Annotated in this window: 15 protein-coding genes and 2 pseudogenes; 7 read left to right on the plus strand and 10 right to left on the minus strand. The window is 67.1% G+C overall.

The window, feature by feature from the left end; translation table 11 throughout:
* The first annotated feature begins 193 nt into the window (after window positions 1–193).
* Window positions 194–706 (plus strand): YiiX/YebB-like N1pC/P60 family cysteine hydrolase, encoded by a 513-nt coding sequence (locus tag AV521_RS31300; RefSeq protein WP_076093105.1) that lies wholly within the window; start codon window positions 194–196, stop codon window positions 704–706.
* On the opposite strand, the gene AV521_RS31305 is transcribed toward AV521_RS31300, so the two are convergent.
* The 3 genes and pseudogenes from AV521_RS31305 to AV521_RS31315 form a co-directional block, all read right to left on the minus strand.
* Window positions 676–903 carry an HNH endonuclease gene (locus AV521_RS31305; protein WP_076093107.1) on the minus strand — a complete coding sequence of 76 codons (228 nt, stop codon included), beginning with the start codon at window positions 901–903 and terminating at the stop codon, window positions 676–678. The genes AV521_RS31300 and AV521_RS31305 overlap by 31 nt on opposite strands.
* Window positions 904–2,205: 1,302 nt before the next feature.
* A pseudogene (locus tag AV521_RS31310) lies at window positions 2,206–3,385 on the minus strand (alpha/beta hydrolase family protein).
* An 881-nt stretch (window positions 3,386–4,266) separates the two neighbouring features.
* The gene (locus AV521_RS31315; protein WP_079249486.1) at window positions 4,267–4,788 is read right to left on the minus strand and encodes an RICIN domain-containing protein; all 522 of its coding nucleotides are present in this window, start codon (window positions 4,786–4,788) and stop codon (window positions 4,267–4,269) included.
* A gap of 290 nt (window positions 4,789–5,078) precedes the next feature.
* On the opposite strand from AV521_RS31315, the pseudogene AV521_RS31320 reads away from it, so the two are divergent.
* Window positions 5,079–5,602, plus strand: a pseudogene (locus tag AV521_RS31320) (transposase); the annotation flags it as partial.
* Window positions 5,603–5,894: 292 nt separating this feature from the next.
* Here AV521_RS31320 and AV521_RS48770 read toward each other — a convergent pair.
* A complete protein-coding gene (locus AV521_RS48770) occupies window positions 5,895–6,245 on the minus strand; it encodes a hypothetical protein (protein WP_143658678.1) in 351 nt (116 codons plus the stop codon).
* Between the two features lie 369 nt (window positions 6,246–6,614).
* On the opposite strand from AV521_RS48770, the gene AV521_RS51260 reads away from it, so the two are divergent.
* The 3 genes from AV521_RS51260 to AV521_RS31340 all read left to right on the plus strand — a co-directional run bounded on the left by AV521_RS51260 (window position 6,615) and on the right by AV521_RS31340 (window position 10,572).
* Window positions 6,615–6,983, plus strand: a complete 369-nt coding sequence (locus AV521_RS51260) for a transposase (protein WP_256725744.1) — start codon at window positions 6,615–6,617, stop codon at window positions 6,981–6,983.
* Window positions 6,984–7,589: 606 nt separating this feature from the next.
* Window positions 7,590–8,696: an esterase family protein gene (locus AV521_RS31330; protein ID WP_079249487.1), complete on the plus strand. Its 1,107-nt coding sequence runs from the start codon at window positions 7,590–7,592 to the stop codon at window positions 8,694–8,696.
* A gap of 1,015 nt (window positions 8,697–9,711) precedes the next feature.
* On the plus strand, window positions 9,712–10,572 hold the full coding sequence (locus AV521_RS31340; RefSeq protein ID WP_076093113.1) for a haloalkane dehalogenase: 861 nt from the start codon (window positions 9,712–9,714) through the stop codon (window positions 10,570–10,572).
* Window positions 10,573–10,670: 98 nt separating this feature from the next.
* On the opposite strand, the gene AV521_RS31345 is transcribed toward AV521_RS31340, so the two are convergent.
* The gene (locus AV521_RS31345) at window positions 10,671–10,940 is read right to left on the minus strand and encodes a hypothetical protein (protein WP_076093115.1); all 270 of its coding nucleotides are present in this window, start codon (window positions 10,938–10,940) and stop codon (window positions 10,671–10,673) included.
* A gap of 455 nt (window positions 10,941–11,395) precedes the next feature.
* Here AV521_RS31345 and AV521_RS50135 point away from each other — a divergent pair, with 455 nt between their 5' ends.
* Together AV521_RS50135 and AV521_RS31355 are read left to right on the plus strand one after the other, a co-directional pair.
* Window positions 11,396–11,830: a hypothetical protein gene (locus AV521_RS50135; RefSeq protein WP_076093117.1), complete on the plus strand. Its 435-nt coding sequence runs from the start codon at window positions 11,396–11,398 to the stop codon at window positions 11,828–11,830.
* On the plus strand, window positions 11,794–13,485 hold the full coding sequence (locus tag AV521_RS31355) for a site-specific integrase (RefSeq protein ID WP_076093119.1): 1,692 nt from the start codon (window positions 11,794–11,796) through the stop codon (window positions 13,483–13,485). The genes AV521_RS50135 and AV521_RS31355 overlap by 37 nt, the downstream gene beginning before the upstream one ends.
* A 22-nt stretch (window positions 13,486–13,507) precedes the next feature.
* On the opposite strand, the gene AV521_RS31360 is transcribed toward AV521_RS31355, so the two are convergent.
* From AV521_RS31360 to AV521_RS31380, 5 genes are all read right to left on the minus strand, one after another.
* A complete protein-coding gene (locus tag AV521_RS31360; protein ID WP_107481080.1) occupies window positions 13,508–14,650 on the minus strand; it encodes a MerR family transcriptional regulator in 1,143 nt (380 codons plus the stop codon).
* A gap of 91 nt (window positions 14,651–14,741) precedes the next feature.
* Window positions 14,742–15,299 (minus strand): hypothetical protein, encoded by a 558-nt coding sequence (locus AV521_RS31365; protein ID WP_076093123.1) that lies wholly within the window; start codon window positions 15,297–15,299, stop codon window positions 14,742–14,744.
* 382 nt (window positions 15,300–15,681) lie between these two features.
* A complete protein-coding gene (locus tag AV521_RS31370) occupies window positions 15,682–15,972 on the minus strand; it encodes a hypothetical protein (RefSeq protein ID WP_076093125.1) in 291 nt (96 codons plus the stop codon).
* A gap of 586 nt (window positions 15,973–16,558) precedes the next feature.
* Window positions 16,559–16,906, minus strand: a complete 348-nt coding sequence (locus AV521_RS31375) for a hypothetical protein (protein WP_256725736.1) — start codon at window positions 16,904–16,906, stop codon at window positions 16,559–16,561.
* A 69-nt stretch (window positions 16,907–16,975) separates the two neighbouring features.
* The gene (locus tag AV521_RS31380; protein WP_076093127.1) at window positions 16,976–17,965 is read right to left on the minus strand and encodes a YafY family protein; all 990 of its coding nucleotides are present in this window, start codon (window positions 17,963–17,965) and stop codon (window positions 16,976–16,978) included.
* Window positions 17,966–18,000 lie beyond the last annotated feature (35 nt).

Consider the following 18,000-nt stretch of genomic DNA (forward strand, 5'->3'; position numbering starts at 1 on the left):
AACCTCACCACGCCACCACCACCTCTCCCGCGCACGCTGCACCTTCTTGTCCACGGCGTCATCCGGTCAATCCCGGCCCGCATGCCCACGACAGCAGACCAGGCACAAGAAGGATGCATCCGGCCAAGCATCCTGGCCATAAACCAGCTGCCTCCGGCGCATACTCCCCTCAAAGCCCGCGCCAGGAGGCACCATGATCGACCCACACCCACGCCCCGGAGACATCGGTCTCACCAACATCAACGGACCCATCGGCAGACTCATCAGGCTGGGTGAGTGGCTCAACGGAGACGGGTTCGGCGCCTACGCACACGCCTTCGTCGTCCTGCCGAACAACCAGCTCATCGAAGCCGACCCCGGCGGTGCCGCCATCCGACCACTCAACAGCTATGCGGCCACGGCGACCATCTACGTCTACCCCGACGGCCTCACCGACCAGCAACGCACAGCCATCTGCGACGCCGCACGCAAATACGTCGGAGTGCCCTACGGGTTCACCGACTACCTGGCCCTCGCTCTACACCGGTTCCACATCCCGGCACCCGGCCTCCGTGGCGCCATCGCCGCCAGCCGCAGCATGATCTGCTCGCAACTCTGCGACAAGGCCTACCAGGACGCCGGCATCCAACTGTTCCGAGATGGGCGTTGGCCGGGCTTCGTTACGCCGATGGCGCTCTACGACCTGCTCGCCGTCGACTCGCGCTGATCTGGGATGACCGGCTGCGCTGCGAGCCGCCGCATGAACTCGTGGGCGAACGTCCGCACCTCCTCGATGCTGGCGGCACCGCGCAGGATGTTGCAGCCGTAGTGCGCGGTCTGGAGGTCATCCCAGGCCCAGGCTCCACCCTCGGACTCGTGCACAACGTGGTCGATGGACAGGGTCCAGACGGTGCTCCGCATCATGATGGTGCAGTCAACCGGGCCAGGCAGATCTGGCAGGTGAAGTTGTCCCGGGCAGCCAGGGCCTCGACGTCTACCTGCTCCCAGAGAAGGCCGTTGGCCTCCCCTCTCCGTTTTGCTGAGTTACTGGCGTTACGGAAGCGGGCGTTGAGGTCGACGAACTTCGTCGCACGAGTGCGAGCCGCCCCCACGCCGGGATTCTCCTTCGGCCACGCCTTCCGGGAGGCTTCGAGGCGCTCGGAGTACTTCTCCGGCCATCGGCGGGTGGCTTCGACGGCGCGTGCGTAATGCCCGGTTCATGGTCGGGGAAAGCCGAGCCGGCCGGGCTACGTGACACCGATGTCCCTCTGAGACCTGTTTGGCAGCCAGTAGACGAAGCGATCAGTCCAGGCGCGGGTCGAAGCGGCGATAGGCGGCCGTGGCCAGGAAACCGCTCAGGACAACAGGCTCCGAGCCAGACGGTTACATGGACTCGACGAGCCGGCGTACACGTGTAGTGGGTGGAACCCGCCCGAAACCGGGACGCAGTTGTAGGTGACCGAAGACCCGACCAGCGGGGTATACGTGAACATCCAGCCACTGGGTGCCGGCCCGGTGTCGCCCTTGGGCCCTTGGGCGCCGTCCGTACCGTCCTTGCCCGGCGTACCGGATGGCCCAGCCGGGGCCCCTCCGGGCCAGCGACGGTAGATGCCGGCCCGGGACTCCCACGTGCTCCGGACGCGTTCGACTGGCCTGGCGAACCGCTACTGCCATCCTTGCCAGGAGCCCCCGACGGGCCAGGGCTGCCTGGCGCTCCTGCACCACCGGACGGCCCCGCTGGCCCCGGGACTCCGGGAACACCCTGCACACCTCGGACAATGCTGCTCGCCGCAGGCGGGCGGGGCGTCAACCCATGCCGCTTCAACTGCTGCCGAGTCGTGTCCAAGCCAGAAGCCCGCTTGGAAATGACGGTGCACCGCGCATCCTGTTCACGTTGGAGCCGATGATCCCCACCCTCGGCGATCCGCAGCACGAGCACGGCGAAGACCACCGCGACCAAGGCCAGTACCTGGACACTGCCGTTAGCGATACGTGCCACTCTGGGATTTCGCCAATGTGCCTGCCGTGCTACTTACTTGGTGACCCTTTCGGGAAAACTGGGGAGCGTCCTGGCCGACCGGGATCGCTCCGGCCCCGGAAGCCCGGGAGCACTAACCCGCGAAGATCGCGTCCGCCCCAACCGGCCGTGCCGCCGACCATTGTTCAGGACACCGGCACGGCCGGAGCTGCGCGTTGGTACTGGATGCCGGAGGTGCGGCCCGCTGGTCACGGCATGTGGAAGCTGACCTCTGGGAAGGCCGAGGTGGGTCCGTTCAAGATGGGCTGCGGGATGCCCCTCAGGTGGAGGTCGAAGAAGGCCGCGACGGAGGTGCGGGTGAGCTGGACGGAGCGCTGGGACGAGAGGGTCGTGCCCGGGGGGCGGGGATGCCGAGTTGGTCGGCGAGGACGGGCAGGTCGGTGAAGCCGGCGTGGTTGGAGCCGGTGAAGGTCAGCCATCGTTTCCAGCCCTTGAGCCGGCCCCAGGCGTCCGTCCAGGTGGGGTCCTCGTCGGCGCCTGTGGGATGGCCGATCATCATGAACGGGCGGTCGCCCAGGCCGTTGTCGGGGACGGGTACGAACATGGTGCCGTCGAGGTTGACCCCGGCCAGTACGCGCTGGTCGTGGGCCATCGTGGGGACGGCGGAGGCGCCGCCGAGGGAGTGCCCCGCCACGCCGATCCGTTTCCTGTCGATCACGCGGGCGTAGCGCCAGGCAGGGTTGCGGCGGCTGATCAACGCGTCGATGACGAAGGAGCGGTCCTTCGCCCTGCTGTCCTCGATCGCCTGAGGCGGGTAGGCGTCGGGGTCGTCGCAGATGGTGCAGGTGAGGGTCTGCCCGTCGGGGAACGTGGTGCCGGAGTTCTCGTAGGTGTGGTCGACGAGGGCGACGACGTAGCCACGGCTGGCGAGGTCCTCGGCGAGGCTGGTGAGTTCCGTGCGGGGCATGGTGAAGCCGGGGGAGAGCAGGATCAACGGGAATCTGCCGTGTTGCGGGACCGCGTCGGTGTGCGACCAGGTGCGGGATTCGCTGACCGCTCGGGCGGAATCGTGGTGCTCGGCACCTTCATCTGGAGCATGAGCCGGGCGGCCCCGGTGGTCATGTAGGGGGCAGGACCGCCGGTGCCGGGCCGGGTGGGGTAGTACATCGACACCATGAGCTGCCGGGGTCCCGCCGAGGGGACCCATGGGTCCTGGCGGTGCTGGTCGACGAGATGCAGGATGTCGCGGCCGACAGCGTGTGGCCCGGTCGGGGAAGGCAATGTGGCGGGGGCGACGTCGGTGCCGATAGCCGCAAGGGTGCGATGCGCGGGAATGGTGGCGGCCGGCGCAGGAGCCGCCGCGACAACCGGCAGCGGCAGGGCGAGGGCCAACACGACAGCGGTAGCCGTGCGACGGGTTCTTGTCATGCTGGTGACGCTAGAGCCGCGACATCGGAGCGACGTCCGCTGAGAGATGTAAGTGAGGTCCCCTCAGAGATGTACATGGCCGACCTGCACACCACCGGGAGACGTAGGGGACACGTCCTGCACCCGCAGGTCGGTGCGCCAGGGCTGGCCGCACGCAACCGCAGGGCGGGCACGATCCGCGGAGACAACCCGGCACCGGACCGAACGCGCAACCCATGCCTCGGCCACGGCAACCAGGGCCGATCCACCTCATTGTGTTAGCCGTTGTTATTCGCCAGTTGCCAGTCGATATGCCAGGTGCTGGTCTGGCCGGAGGCCAAGCGCCGAGCAGATTCCGAAGCCGTTGGTCGATCATGTGAAGGCTGGCCTCGCCGGCGCTATGGTCGTTGAATTCGGCGTGACCACTGGTGAACCGACCATCGCTGGCCATCCGCTTCTGGACGGCCTGGCCTGCATCGCCATCCAGCACGCTGAAGCAGACGAGGGTATACGCGCACGGGTAATCCCGTCGCCGTGCCGGTAGCCCGGTTGGCCGGCCTTCACTAGGAAGTGCTGGAGCGCGTGCCGCGGTGGCGGTGCCGAAGCGCCGCAGGGAATCGCGCTGCGACCATTTGCCGCCGCTGGCCTGTCACCGAGGGTAGGCCGTCTAATGGACACCGAGCACTGAGATTCCTGGGAAACGGGCATATTCACCAGCCTGGTTCCCGGGCCATCGAGCCCCGGGAACCAGGGGGTGTGGTGGAAATACCTACCGATTTCTTCCTTGTTGCGGCCAACCGGTCGCAGCAAAGAAGACGAAATCCCTGCTGAAGGTCAAATTCGCAGTCTTTTCAGGGATCCGTGCCCGATAGCCTCCGACACAAGACCGTATGCGGTGGCGTCTATGAAGCGAAAAGCCGCCAATTCTGGCTTATACTTCCGTTGCAGTCTCTGATGACAGCCTGGCTGTAGCTTCCCGCCATGTCCAGACACTGCCCCTCGAACAAGGCGTTCTCGAAGATGATGCGGCCCCCGGGACGCCGTTCCTTGTACCAGCGCTGCCCGAACTGCACAGCAGTGCAGTCCTGCAGCATGACAGCCCCGTGCGAGCCCGAAGGAGCCACACACTTTCCGCTCTGCGCACCCACGATGGCCACGGTGTCATCCGGCTGATCGGCCAAAGACCATCTCTGGTTGATTCCCCCGTTAGCAGACCAGGTGACAACCGGAGTTCCGCTTATGGTGCCGAACCCGTAGGCGTCGAGAACCTGCTGAGGGCTGGAGTCGTTCGACAGGACGCTGTACCCGCTGTCCGACCGCACGCTCGGGAGATTTTCTTGAGCATGTGCGGCAGGGGTACCGAGAGCAAAAAAGCCCAGTACACCAGCAGTGGCCACCGCGAGCGGAACGTTCAGGAACTTCATGGAGCAACTCCTCGAAGATTGAACCGAAGGGAATTGCCGAGCACCGAGATACTCTCCTCACCAGGCCAGAAGCGCAAGAGGTAGACCAACCCCTTCCAGTCAAAAAACCGCCGACCGGCCAGAAACACCCTCCACGTCATCCTCATTCATTGAAAACACGACTCTCTCGCACGGCAATCAAACCGAAATGGAGTCGTTCTATCTCTGCAAATAGTTGATGGATGCATCAGGGTAACAATGCCTAACAGAATGAGGTGGGCTGGTGTTAGTAGCCGTGTGCAGAGGCCGGGTTGAGCGTTGTCCGGCTCGTGGGGGCGTCGCCGTGGGATCGTGTCGGAGAGGCTGTGGGAGCGGATCGAGCCGCTGCTGCTGCACAAGGAGCAAAGGTTCCGTCACCCGGGCCGTAGACGGTTACCTGACCGGCAGGTGCCCTGCGGGATCCTGTGCGTGCTGCACACCGGGATCCAGCGGAGTTCCTGCCGCAGGAGCTGGGGTTCGGCTCAGGCATGACGTGCTGGCGACGTCTGCGCGACGGGAACGAGGCCGAGGTCTGGCAACGGCTCCAGGAGGTGCTCTTGGCCGAGCTGAACGCGGCAGCCCAGCTGGATTGGTCCCGCTGCGTCCTCGACTCCAGCCAGGTCAGAGCCTTAAAAGGGAGAGCCGGATGGGCCCCTCGACGGTCGACCGGGGCCGGGCCAGCTCGCAACATCACTTGATCATCGACGGACACGGCACTCTGCCGGTGGTCCTGCTCGACGCCATGCCGCCGGTCCGCGGCCGGGTCGGCCATCCCCGCTACACGCCGTACTCCCTAACGCGTGTCCGACGGCTCGTGTGACCGAGCCGTGCTGGTGCCGTTCCGGTCGATGAGGGGGCGCGGTGATCTGTCGGATCGGGCGTGGGCTCGTCTAGAGCCGCACTTGCCCAAGAAATGGTGGCCGGCCGGAGCATGGGGGGTACCGTGCGGGAGCGCCGGAGGGGCGTACGGGGGACGTGATCACGGGTCCCATCGCTCAGCTAGGCGCGCCGCGACTCGCAAATATCCCTGGAAGATCCGAGGAGTCACGCTCAGTAACAACGGGACCACTGGGCGTCCCTTGATCCATCTATCCAGTGCCGCAGGGCCGGTATCCCGCCTGTGCGCGGATTCGTTCGCTCGCCACTAACTCAGCGTGGATGCTCGGCCGCATCTCCACGATGGCGTCGGCGTCCTCCTGGGCGCCCTCCTCGTCGCGCCAGAGGTAGACCCGCACGTGTTTCGCTCGGTGAAGGCCGCGCGCCTTCCACTCGGTCATCAGGTCGGCAACGACGAGGGAGAGGGCGTACTGGGGGCCCTCGCTCGAATCGTCGGCGGTGATCGTGCCCCGCCACCGTTCGGGGTCGCTGCCGTAGGGGCGCCATCCCTCTGAGCCGTGCGGTTCAAACACCCGGTACACCCAGTCCGTCTCGGTGTCCATAGCACCGATCCTGTCACCAATGGGGCCCGTGCGTCGTGTCGGATCGACGCTCGCAGTGCGTGGGTCGACCGGCTGCAGGCCTGTGAGCGGGCTGGCGCGCTCGTCTCGCGGTACCCTCTCGGAACTGCGGGCCAAGATCACGCTGATAGCGCCCTCAGAAGCGACCGGAGCCCTCGCCCTCCCCGCTACTGGACCGGGCAGCACAAGACCACCACCGGCATCGCCGAGACGTTCTCGCGGGCCGGAGTGGAAGACCTGACCATTCGCAACATGATCAAGTCCGCCAAGGGCACTGTGAAAGCCCCCGGCACCCGCATCCGCCAGAAGGCAGGGCTCAACCGCAGCATCGCCGGGGAAGCATGGCGCCGCATGGTCACTGTGCTCGGACACAACATGGCCGACCGAGGCGGCATCGTGGGGAAGGCACCCGCACCAAACACCTCGCGCCGCTGCTCGGCCTGCGGCTTCGTCATCCCCGGCTGCCGGGAGACCCAGGCACGCTTCGTGTGCAAGAACCCCGACTGTGGGTTCAAGTGCAGCGCCGAGACCAACACGTCACGCAGCATCGATCACGCCGCGGGACTGGCGATGTCAGGACTGGATTCCGCCCCGTTTACGGGGCGGAGGCAGTCAAGGCACTGGGACCGAGCAGGCGACCGATCCGCCCGTCACCGTGGGTGCGGCCAACAGCGCCGGAGGAGGCGTCTGCTGGAGTTGACCTCACGTGCCAGGGGGTAGGCGCGCCGATCACCGCTGCCGGGGATGGCTCACTTGTGAAGGTCGAGACGTCCGCAGACCCGCTGACGCCCAGCTCGCAGGTCGTGGTGCGCCAAGTCAGAGCAGTGGAAGGCACGTTGATGGTCGATGCCGCCGGGTGCGGTCCTCCGGGGTTGTGCCCGGATTACGGCTGGCGGGCCATCCGGGTCCACAGACGTTTTTGGCGCCGCCTCGCCGACACGCTCTCGGTCTGGAGACCGTGATTCGCCTCCGTGCCCGCTGCTTCTCCTGCGATAGCCCCGGGCGCCGACGCAAGACCTTCGTCAGCTCTTCCTCTGCACCTCACAGTCCAGTGTCCAGGATGTCTGTCCATCAGGGGGAAGTGTCACCTGACGTGCGAAAACGCCGGGCAGGCCGAAACGCCGCTTGGACTCGGCTGCCTGCATCCGGCGCCCGATCGAGACGCTGGGACCCGTAAGCGAGCCTGTGACGGTCCGGTTGTCGTGGTTTCGTATCAAAGACCTGCTGGATGACCTGATGGAGCAACCTCTGGCCTGGCACGCCCATCAAACGGGAAGGAACTGACCTTCTTGCCCCCTTTGGGGCAGTACTAGCCGGAGCCGCAAGATGAGAAACCGATCCGCCGGGGTCCACCGGTCCCGTGGCCGGCGCCGTGCGTCCCGTGCCCGTCGCTGGATCGTCGGGGCGGTGTCCGTGGCCACGCTCGGACTGGTCGCCTGGCAGGTGATGAGCTACTACGAGATCCCGCCGTTCACAGACAAGGGCGACCCCGTCAACTACGACCAGGCCGACAGCGCGCAGCACGGGAAGAGCACGAAGGCCGCCGACTCCAAGACGCTGATGCCCACGGGCCCCAGGGCCGAGTTCAAGAACGTTAAGACCCTGAGTGACGGCACCCATGTAAGCGTCGTCACTCTGGACGGACCGAAGTCCGGGTTCAAGGGCAAGGTGTGGGTCTGGGCGCCCAAGGAGTACCGGGAGGCGAAGTTCGCCGCGAGTGGCTTCCCCGTGATGATCGCCCTGCCCGGCGGTCCCGGCAACGACAGCAACTACTGGTCGGTGGGCGAGTTCGGCCCGAACAGGCTCTCGCTGGAGAAGAGCATCTCCAAGTGGTACGAGGAGGGAAGGAGTAAGCCCTTCCTGCTGGCCATGCCGATCCTCAATCCGGGACCAGACACACACGGCATCTACTGGGACGCCAGTGACATCCCCAACCAGCCGAAGATGGGCACATGGCTGACAGAGGATGTCCCGGACCTCATGAAGGCCAACTTCCGCACCATCAAGGACCGTGCGGGCTGGAGCTACATGGGTTCCTCCACCGGCGGCTTCGCGAGCCTGAAAGCCGTCCTGAAGCACCCCGACAAGTTCAAGACCGCCATTGCCAACGGCCCCGACATCGTCCCCGACTCCCCGCTCTGGCGGGGCCACGAGACGGAGATGCGGGAGAACAACCCCAAGGTGCTGGCCAAGCGACTGGCGGCGGCCAAGGGACCGGACGTCTACGTCGCGTTCCAGGTCGGCACGAAGGAGAACGCCGCGACCATCAACGCCATCAAGAACTTCATGGCCACTTACGGCAAGGGCCCGGTCCACACCAAGCTATGGGAGATACCCGGCGGCACCCACAACGGCGCCACCTACCTGAAGCAGATGGAGGGGCCCACGCAGTGGATCAGCGAACAGATGGAGGGGCCCACGCCGTCCTCCTGAGTCCGCGGTGCTGCGCTGCCGCATTTCCGTAACACTGTTCCAAAACCCCTGCCGACGACAGCAGGGCCGTACCCGGAAGCCGCTCGGGCAGTACACCGCCCGCTGCGGCCGGTCGGCTCCCGTGCTCAGCCCGGCACGCGCCGGACGAATCCGGTGATCAGCGCCGCCACTGCTTCGGGGGCTTGCAGGACCATGGAGTGGCCGGCGTCGATCTGCGTGGCTGTGATCGTCGGCCGGTTGCGGGAAGGCTGGGCCAGTTCTGCCCAGAGCCCTCGTGCGAACTGGGTGGACAGGCCGGCGAACCATCAGTCCGTCGTGGGTCCCGGGGGTTGCGGCGGGCCGGCTTGCACCAGCAGTGGCGGGCACGTCACCCCTTCCAGCCGGGTGGTGACACCAGGTACGTCGAGCCGGTCGAGTTCGCCGTACATGTCCAGCACCGCCGCCCGTATGGGCAGTGTCTGCCCCGCCGTCAGGTAGCGATTGGACGATTGCGCGGGCTTGCGCCTCCGCGCGGTCGGGAGGAATCCCGTACCGGGCGGCGGGGGCGACCGGCTCCACCAGCGGATCGTGCCGCTTGACGAACCGGCCGACCGCCGCCGTGGAGATCCCGAACAGCGAGTCGAGTTTCGGCTTGGGCAGGTTCGTGCCGCGGTACGTCGCCACGAGCAGCACCCTGTTGTCCGATGGCAGCGAGCCACGGACGTCCAGGCTGGCCCGGTTCCAGAGCCTGCCCGATAGCTCGGTAGACCGTCCTCACGAGCCGCTGGAACTGCTGCGGACAGGGGCCGGTGAGCACCTCAACGAACTCGTGACGTTGAGGGGAAGCCGCCTGTGCGACCAGACCAACACAGACGGCCCGGCACAGTTGAGAGAAGATCTTTAGGGCGTGTCTCCTATTGAGGATCTCGACTATGTGGCAGCACGGCGGGGGCTCCGGTCCGGAGACGGGCCTTTCGGCGGAGGCTACTTCGCGCTCGGGTGCGCCACATATAGTCTGGCGTCGGGGGAGGGTCCGATGCTGATCGACTTCGTTCCCGACGGGAGTCTGTACCCTTTCGAGTCGCGCTGGTTGGACTCGTCCGTCGGCCGGGTGCACTACATCGACGAGGGAGCCGGGCCGCCGCTCCTGTTCTGTCATGGCGCTCCGACGTGGAGTTTCCTATACCGTCACATCGTGAAGGACCTGCGGGACCGGTACCGGTGTATCGCCGTCGACTATCTGGGTTTCGGATTGTCCGAACGTCCTTCGGGTTTCGGCTACACGATCGCCGAGCACACCGCGGTCCTCGGCGAGCTGATCGATCACCTGCAGCTCGACGGTTTCGTTCTGATGGGACAGGATTGGGGCGGACCCATCGGCCTGGGCGCGGTCACCGTGCGCGCGGATCGGGTGAGGGGGCTCGTACTGGGCAACACCTTGTTCTGGCCGACCGAAGCGATGGCTAATCGGGCCTTCAGCATGATCATGAGCAGCCGTCCGATGCAGCGGCGGATACTCGAACAGAATTTCCTCGTCGAGCGCGTCCTGCTCGCAGAGCTGGGGCGCAAGCTCACCGCGGCCGAGGCCGACCACTATCGCGCGGTGCAGCCCACCACTGAAGCCCGGCGTGGACTCGCCGTGATGCCCAAAGAAATTCGTGCCGCGCGCCCCCTGCTGGACCAACTCGCCCGAGACGTGCCCGTCCTGCTGGGCGACAAGCCGGCCTTGTTGGTGTGGGGAATGCGGGACGCGGTGTTCCGTCCGAACGCCTGCATCCCGCGAATTCGTGCGTCCCTCACCGATCTCGACGTAGTCGAGCTGCCACGCGCGCGGCACTTCATTCAGGAACACGCACCGGACGCGATCGCGGCGGCGATCGCGAAGCGGTTCCCGTGAGTTCGATGGACGAACGCCACACTGACGTGGTGAAGCTCGACTCTGTCGCTGGTCAGGTGGACGGTGACCTTGCTGTCGATGAAGCGGACCGGGACGGATTAGGAGCACACCTTGACGGTGATCCGGCTGTAGAGGTCGACCCTCGGCTGGAAGGTCATCGCCGTCTCGAACGGCACCGGGGGCAGCGGCAACAGGTACGGGGCCTCGCGGGTGAAGTCCTGGCCGATCGTGCGGTTCCGCGAGCCGATCCGGCGGTTCAGCTCGCGCTCCTCGAACGCGGTGAACCGCAGGTTGAGATCCTCCAGTGCCGCTACTTTCGGTACCGGGGTGAGGTAGTTGCGCCAGAAGCAGCGGACCTGACCTTCCACTCCGCCCTTCTCGTGGGCGCCGCGCAGTCCTGGCTCGCAGTAGAACGGACTGAAGCGTAGAACTCGCGCAGGGCCGTCCGCTTCGGGTTCTCCTCCCGCAGCCGGCTGCAGAAGATGACCTTGCGGACGGCCGGGGTGAGGTTGTTAGCGCCTGCCCGGCCGGCGCCCCGCCCAGCACGCACAGGGCGTGCACGTGGCCATCGAAGAACGCATGCTGCCCGCACGAGCGTGAGATCCGGTGTACTGCCCGGCCCGAGTAGGCCAGGCGGAAGGCGAACAGGTAGCACTTCAACCGCTGACCGGCCAGATCGACCCAGACCTCCCCGAAGCCGACCTCGGTGTCCGCACCCTGCGCGTTGCGCCGGACCAGGTAGCTCTCGGCTGGCACCCCGTCCTCGTCGGCGATCGCCCGGCGGCGGGCGGTGACGAAGTTCCGCACCGTGGTGTAGGGCAGGGTGACGCCGAACTCCGCCGGCTCGCCACTGCGGATCGCGAAGGAGATGGAGCGGGTCCGCGACGGCGAGGCTGTCGCCCGACTCCGGGCCCTTGGGTCGGAGAGTACGGTCGGCGACTCCACCGTGCTACCCGCGATCGAGAAGATCGCGCTCATCATGGCAGCCAAGGGTGGCACGGTCGCCGACGTCACCCCCGGCGACTGCCTGGAACTGCTGAAGACCAGCCGCGAAGTGTTCCCCGGGCCGGCCAAATCCACCCGGCACAGCCCGTTCTTCCACCAGCAGCGGCACTCCCTGGGAGTCTTCCCCGAGACCGCCCCCGCCTCGGCTCGCATGTTCAGCACGATGTTCCCCGGCCGGCTCACCGTCGAGCAGCTCGTCGACCGCTACCGCCTGGCATGCGACCCGTCCGCGACCTGCTGGTCGACTACCTGAGGGAACGCCAGCCCTCCGTCGACTACAACACACTGACCAGCCTCGCGACCGCGCTGGCACTGTGGTTCTGGAAGGACCTGGAGAACCACCACCCCGGCATCGACTCGCTCAGGCTGGCGCCGGACGTCGCCGCGGCCTGGAAGCGACGCCTGCAGACGCGGACCGTCCGCACCACCAACGAGCGCGGCGACGTCGTGGAGACCACGGTGGAGAGGGCCACTGCGTCCGACACCCTGATGACAGTGCGGGCCTTCTACCTGGACCTCGCACAGTGGGCGCTCGACGAGCCGGCCCGCTGGGGTCCGTGGGCGGTCCCCTGCCCGGTCCGCGTCGACGACATCCAGCACCACCAGATGAAGTCCCGTCGAAAGGCCCGGATGGACCAGCGTAGTCGCGAGCGTCTGCCCGTCCTCCCGGCCCTGATCGAGGCCGTCGACCGGAACCGCAAAGCCGCAGCCGACCGCCTGGACACCGCCGGGCGCATCCAGCCCGGCGAGCTGTTCACCGCCGGCGGCCAAACGCTGCGGCGCGCGGTTCTCAAACGGCACTCGCCCCACCTCTGGGCGGAAGAGCCCGAGACCGGCCGACGCCGGAACCTGGCCCTGGAGGAGAGCAACGCCTTCTGGGGCTGGGCCGCGGTCGAAGCCGTGCGCATGACCGGAGTACGCATCGAGGAGCTGAGCGAGATCTCGCACCACAGCCTGGTCCGATACCGGCTGCCCAGCACCGGCGAGCTCGTGCCGCTGCTGCAGATCGTCCCTTCCATGACCGACGAGGAACGGCTCCTGGTCGTCTCCCCGGAACTCGCCGACGTACTCTCCGCGATCATCTGCCGCATCCCCACCCTCGACGGCAGCGTCCCTCTCGTCATCGCCTACGACCGCCACGAGAAGGTCTGGGACCCGCCCTTGCCGCCGCTGTTCCAGCGCAAAATCCACCTTGAGGACCGGCCTATCCCCATCGACCGTATCCGCACTCTCCTCCAGGACGCACTCACCGCTACGGGGTTCACCGATGCGAGCGGCAGGCCGCTGCACTTCGCCCCGCATGACTTCAGGAGGATCTTCACCACCGACGCCGTCATGAACGGCACGCCGCCCCACATTGCCCAGCTGGTTCTGGGCCACCGCGACAGCAACACGACCATGGGTTACAAGGCGGTCTATCCCGAGGAGGCCATCAACGGGCACCGGGCGTTCATCGCCCGCCGCCGGGAACTTCGGCCCAGCGAGGAGTACCGCAGCCCGACCGAGCAGGAGAGGGAAGAGTTCCTCGGCCACTTCGAACGCCGGAAGGTCGCGCTCGGCGACTGCGGACGAGCCTACGGCACCAGCTGTATCCACGAGCACAGCTGCATCCGATGCCCACTACTGCGGGCCGACCCGGCCCAACGACCGCGGCTGCTGGACATCCGTGACAACCTCATCGCCCGCATCGCCGAAGCCGAACGCGAAGGCTGGGGCGGAGAGGCCGAAGGTCTCAAGGTCAGCTTGGCTGCGGCGAACGCGAAACTCGCCCAGCTCGACAACCTCATCGCCCGCCGCACCTTCGTGGTGGACCTCGGTATGCCTGCCTTCCCCGACGTTGCAGGACGCCATGTCACTACCGGCCCCAAGTTCCGGGTGTCGGAACCGAATGGCAGGGTGCGGCCGTGAACACCACCGACTTCTGGGCGGTTCAGGCTATGAGCAGGCGGAGGCCGAGGTCTGCCGCGTCGAGGTCGGCGAGGTCGCTGTTGCGCTCGGCCCACCGGCCGGATTCGAGGTCGTCGCTGAGGCTTCGCACCGCCCGCTGCTCGGCCTCCGGCCCGACCCTCGTCCACACCGACATCGCACGGCGCACGTGATCCTCCAGGTACGCCCCCGGTCGGCGCCAGTACGCCTCGAACAAGCCATCAGCGCAGTCCCACGGGATGGGCACCGGCTCGGCGCGGGCGCCGATCGCGTCGGCCATCCCAGCAAGCGAGGGAAAATCTGCGAGGACGGCGGCGAATTCGGGCAGGTAGTCGCGGGTGAGCCAGAACCGGTCCTGCCATCCGGGCTCGTCGGTGTCGAACGTGAGCACTACCACGCGGCGGGCCACGCGCCGCATCTCGCGCAGCCCCGCTATCGGGTCCCCCCAGTGGTGAACGGTGGAGACGGCCATCGCGACGTCGAAGGACTGGTCCTCGAACGGCAGGCTCTCCGCGGCGGCGGCCACGCACGGCGCCGAGCCGGCAGGCCGCTGCCCTCGCATGACCGCCGATGGCTCCACCGCGGTCACGTTGCGATCAGCAGGCTCGTAGGAGCCGGTGCCGGCTCCGACGTTCAGTACCGTCTGCGCGTCCCCGAGCGCGTCCCAGATCTGCGCGGCGATCCGCGGCTCGGTACGCCGTGTCGCGGTGTAAGCGCCGCCGATCGCGTCGTACAGCCGTGCGCCGAGCATCTCCAGTTGCTCCTCCGGTGTCACCTTCAGTCCCTTCGCCCGTGCCTCAAGTTCCCTGTCGATGGCTGCCACCATGGCGTCAGCGTGGTCGCGCTGTTCCAGCAGCAGGCCGCGCAGTCGGCGCAGGTGCGCGACCGCGTCGGTGGAACGGTCGCCGACCAGGTCCGCGACCTCCCGCAGCCCGAAGCCCAACCGCCGGTAGGCCAGCACCTCCCGCAGTCGCTCCACGTCGCCCGCCGAATAGGCCCGGTACCCGGCTGCAGTTCGCGTCGACGGCCGTACGAGCCCGATCTCGTCATAGTGATGCAGCGTGCGGACGCTCACGCCAGCCAGCTCGGCCACGCGTCCTACGGTCCAGTGATCCTCCACGGCACCGACTATGCAGCCTGACGCCACGTGAGGGTCAAGAGCCTCACTCACGGGAGCAAGGGTCGAACGCGAAGCAGCGGTCCAAGGCGATTCCTGCAAGCCAGGGCGACGGTCTGGTTCAGAGAAGGCAACGGCGTGAGGTAGTTGCGGCGGAAATGGCCGACCTAGCCCTCGACCGCGCCCTTCTCGTGGGCGTCGCGCAGACCCGGCTCGCTGTAGGACGGGTGAACCCGTAGTACTCATGGAAGTTGGTCCAGCGCGGGTTCTCCTCCCGCGAGCGGCTGCGCAATGCCACTTTCTTCACGGCCGGGGTGAGGCTGTCCTGATGGATTTCACCGGTCATCACGCCGCCCAGCGTGGTCAGCGCGTGGACGTGTCCTTCGAAGAACGCCGGCTGACCGCACGAGCGCGAGATGCGGAGCACGGCCTTGCCCGAACAGGCCAGCCGGAAGGCGAACACATAGCAGCGAGCGCGCTGCCCGGCCAGGTCCACCTGGACGTCCCCGAAGTCGACCTCGGTGTCCGCACCGAGCGCGTTGTGCCGGGTCACGAACGCCTCGACAGGAGCCCTCGCATGGGCTGCGATCTCCTTGCGCCGGGCCGCGACGAAGTCCCGGACCGTCGGGTACGGTGTGCTGCTCGCGCGGAGCCTCCAGATCAGCCCGCAGCCAAGCATCGACCGTCTTCTTGTACGGTTCCATCCGAGGTGACGTTCTCACCGGCTGGCGATGCGGGGTGGGAACCGGCGAGGAAAGTGCCTCACGGACCAGCCGACGGTGAACGCCGTACTTCCGCGGCGGGGCCCGGATCGACAGCTGCCGTTGCCAGCTGTCCCGCCGGATCCGGTCGAACAACTCCTGCTTGGACAAAGACATCCATAGCACCGCCCTCGCCGGAGACCACACGAATCGTCTCACCGTAAGAGCCGAGGTGGCGCCACCTCGTCCCGTCACCATCCCTCAATGCACCGTGCGACCCACCAACTGGGGCCGTTGGAAGCCAACATGTCGGGGCCACTGAACAACGTCACAGCCCCACATGAGGATTCGTCGTCAGCGTCAGCGCTCGCGGATCCTTGACCACCACCAGCCGCCCACCGTCCATTCGTTCACCGGCCCAGGGTCCGGCAGAGTGCGACGCTCGAACTCGTCGTCTATGCGAGCAATCAGAAGGCCAAGATCACGCCGAGCACCGCGAGGGAGGCGGAGCATGGCCTCCTCCAGATCATCGCGGGCATACTCCAACTCCAGCCCGGGCCGCCAGACCTGGGACGCGTTCAGATGACGGCCGGATTGCTTGAAGGCCGATTCGAAACGGGCGAGGGCGTCCGCAACCGCATCAGTCCACATCCACTCGTCTTCGACACGGCGGACAGCTGAACGCGTCCTCGCGGAAACACCGCGGATCCGCCGAACTGCAACATGTCTGCGAGGCCGCCACCGCTCAGCGCGGACGGCCTTCGGGCACCTACGCGGCATCGCCCTTGCTGATCAACATGACAACATCCTGCCACGAACGGCGCTGGCTCCACAGGCACGATCGAACTCCCCGCCACCTCGGGTGCTCTTACGTCTCACCAACATTCACGCACGCTCCGGGCAATGCGCGACGCCGAAACCCACTGACAAATGCGCGCGCTTAAAACCTACGTAGCCACCGTAGCGCTGGCCGGTTCCGAGAATCCGTGCGGCTTTGTGGGGGAGAGGTGGCTGGTCTCTCCATCCCGGCCATCGTGCGGCGTCTGGCGCGCCGGGAGTTCGTCGATCCCTTCAACCAGAGGCCGCGGTCGTACGGTATTCCGCCTGCGGCGCGGTTCGGCGCCTGCAGTCAGGACGGTGAGGAGCGGCGGGAGGCTCCCCGAGGAGGAAGCGTTTCCAGCGCTGCTGACGGTGACGGCCAGCGCTGCCGCGCCGGTACTCGTAACCATCAGGCAGCTCAAAGTCGGGCAGGAGCCCGTGCCCCAGCGCACTGATGAAACGGTCGACGGTGCTGTAGCCGAGGATCCGGGCTGCTTCGGCCGGCGCAGACCAGGTCCACGTTCTCGTTTTGGTCGTCCGGCGACAGTACACCGCGCTTGCGGGCGACGGCGACGACGGTGGCCCGACGCCATTTGTTGCGGCCCGGGCTGTGGCTGCCTTCTTCCTTCACCTGGGCGTCGGGCTCGGGCAGTTCGGGGATGCGCCCCTGGTAGAGGGCGCTGGAGAAGGAGGCCGTGCTGCTGTAGACGAGCAGGCTGGCGACCTCGGATGTGCCGAGGAACTCGTTGGGATCCCCGCCGGCCAAAATCGGAGGCAGCGGTGCCGCAGGGGCGGAGCTGCGCCGGCCCTTGCCGGGGCGGTTGGTCGCCCAGGGTCAGGCTTGGCGGGCGTAGGACGTGAGGCGATCGGCGAGTGCGATGACGAGGTCGCGCAGTTCATCGGGGCGCTCGATGACGAACGGCCGGTCGAGTGAGGCCAGTACCGGAGGCAGCCAGGCGAGCCGCTCCACCCGCAGCTCGACGCGCAGCCAGCGCTCGGTCGCCCGGTCCTGGCCTGCCACCGCCGCGTACTCCTCCAGGCTCGCGACGCTGGCGGGGAGGTGGGCGCGGATCTGCTCAACCGTCCCGTGGATGCGCAAGGTCACCTCATGCCGGTATTCGGCCGTGGCGAATGCTGACAACACCCGCTGTGCCGGACCGGGACCCACGGGCGTTTCGAATGAGCCGGGCAGGATCCTCGCGTCTGCGATGCGATCGAGCCGGAACGTTCGGTCCTCGCCGATCCGGGCGTCCTCGCCCGTGACGTACCACCGGCCCGAGTGGGCGACGATCCCGTAGGCGTGCAGCGTGCGTTCGCTGCGCCGTCCGTCGCGGTCGGTGTAGCGGATCGAGGCGGGTCGGCGGTGGCGCACTGCATCGGCGATGGTGAGCAGGACCTCAGCGTCCGGGGTGTCGAAATCACCGGGCTGATCCGTGAAGGCGAGAGCTTCCAGGAGCGTGTCGAGCCGACGGGCGATGTGTTTGGGCAGCACCCGACGGATCTTCGCCGATGCCGTCTCGTTTGCCGTGCGCTCCGTCGTCGTCAACCCTGCTCGGCGGCCGACGACCAGGCCGAGCAGCACGGCCAGAGCCTCGTCGTCGCTGAGCATGAGCGGAGGCAAGCGGTACCCGGGGGCGAGCCGGTACCCGCCGTAGCGCCCGCGCACCGATTCCACGGGCACGTCCAGGTCGATCAGCTGGTCCACATACCGCCGCACGGTGCGCCCTTCGACGCCGAGCCGGTCGGCGAGTTCGGCCACCGTCCGGGTGCCGCCCGACTGCAGCAGCTCCAGGAGTGTCAGCACGCGGCCGGTGGGTCGAGACATGTTCGCAGCCTAGCGCGAATACAGGACCGATTCTG

The sequence above is a fragment of the Streptomyces sp. IMTB 2501 genome (genome assembly GCF_001953885.1).
GTDB lineage: Bacteria > Actinomycetota > Actinomycetes > Streptomycetales > Streptomycetaceae > Streptomyces.

Bases quoted from the DNA above. Each gene is read 5' to 3' on its own strand.
- AV521_RS48770 (WP_143658678.1), bottom strand. From the start codon at position 6,245: ATGGACACCGAGACGGACTGGGTGTACCGGGTGTTTGAACCGCACGGC.
- AV521_RS31305 (WP_076093107.1), bottom strand. From the start codon at position 903: ATGATGCGGAGCACCGTCTGGACCCTGTCCATCGACCACGTTGTGCAC.
- AV521_RS31365 (WP_076093123.1), bottom strand. From the start codon at position 15,299: ATGCTTGGCTGCGGGCTGATCTGGAGGCTCCGCGCGAGCAGCACACCG.
- AV521_RS31315 (WP_079249486.1), bottom strand. From the start codon at position 4,788: ATGAAGTTCCTGAACGTTCCGCTCGCGGTGGCCACTGCTGGTGTACTG.
- AV521_RS51260 (WP_256725744.1), top strand. From the start codon at position 6,615: ATGGTCACTGTGCTCGGACACAACATGGCCGACCGAGGCGGCATCGTG.
- AV521_RS31340 (WP_076093113.1), top strand. From the start codon at position 9,712: ATGCTGATCGACTTCGTTCCCGACGGGAGTCTGTACCCTTTCGAGTCG.
- AV521_RS31300 (WP_076093105.1), top strand. From the start codon at position 194: ATGATCGACCCACACCCACGCCCCGGAGACATCGGTCTCACCAACATC.
- AV521_RS31330 (WP_079249487.1), top strand. From the start codon at position 7,590: ATGAGAAACCGATCCGCCGGGGTCCACCGGTCCCGTGGCCGGCGCCGT.
- AV521_RS31355 (WP_076093119.1), top strand. From the start codon at position 11,794: ATGCGACCCGTCCGCGACCTGCTGGTCGACTACCTGAGGGAACGCCAG.
- AV521_RS31370 (WP_076093125.1), bottom strand. From the start codon at position 15,972: ATGTGGACTGATGCGGTTGCGGACGCCCTCGCCCGTTTCGAATCGGCC.
- AV521_RS31380 (WP_076093127.1), bottom strand. From the start codon at position 17,965: ATGTCTCGACCCACCGGCCGCGTGCTGACACTCCTGGAGCTGCTGCAG.